Source organism: Rhodococcus sp. KRD197 (assembly GCF_017168235.1).
In the GTDB taxonomy this organism is placed as follows: Bacteria; Actinomycetota; Actinomycetes; order Mycobacteriales; family Mycobacteriaceae; genus Rhodococcoides.
Genome location: NZ_JABFAO010000056.1, coordinates 1 through 548 on the forward strand (window position 1 = coordinate 1; position 548 = coordinate 548).

A 548-nucleotide genomic window follows, 5' to 3' on the forward strand; every position below is an offset into this window, starting at 1 on the left:
TCGGGAAACGTGTCGGACCCATCGCTTACACTCGCAAGTATGTTCGAATCGGGGGATTTCGAGGGTGTTGCCATGGACACCGACGTGTGTGTCGCGGGGATACTCGGCGTGCTCGCGCGCGACGCTTACAGGGAGAACATCGAGCGTGCCCGCATCGTCGAATCGGTCTGCGAGGTAATCGAGTTCCGGCTCGCGGACGCGGAGAGGCGTTACGGGGACCCTTTCGATGCGCACCGCGAGGCACTGTGCGAGATCGCGACGGCACTGAACATCTCACTCGATGTCGCCCGCAAGCTCGTCGGGGTCGCCGAGCGCCTCAACTGGATGCCGCTGACCGCTATTCGGTTCGTGTGCGGGACCCTCGACTACACCAAGGTCTTGGTGCTGACCTCGATGCTCAGCAAAGCCAGCGAGGAGACGATCAGAGCCATCGAACACCAATGCGTTGCCGCGGCGGAACGGCTGAACCCGCGATCGCTACGTAAACGGATCTGGCATCTGTGGATGCGGTTCGACGAGGACGAGGCAACCCGAGCACAGCACGAGTC

The 548-nt window shown here is 62.2% G+C and carries 1 protein-coding gene; it reads left to right on the forward strand.

Annotated elements, in window-relative coordinates:
• Nucleotides 1-39 precede the first annotated feature (39 nt).
• A partial coding sequence (locus J1M86_RS24105) for a DUF222 domain-containing protein (RefSeq protein WP_206511659.1) occupies nucleotides 40-548 on the forward strand: 509 nt, incomplete at its 3' end.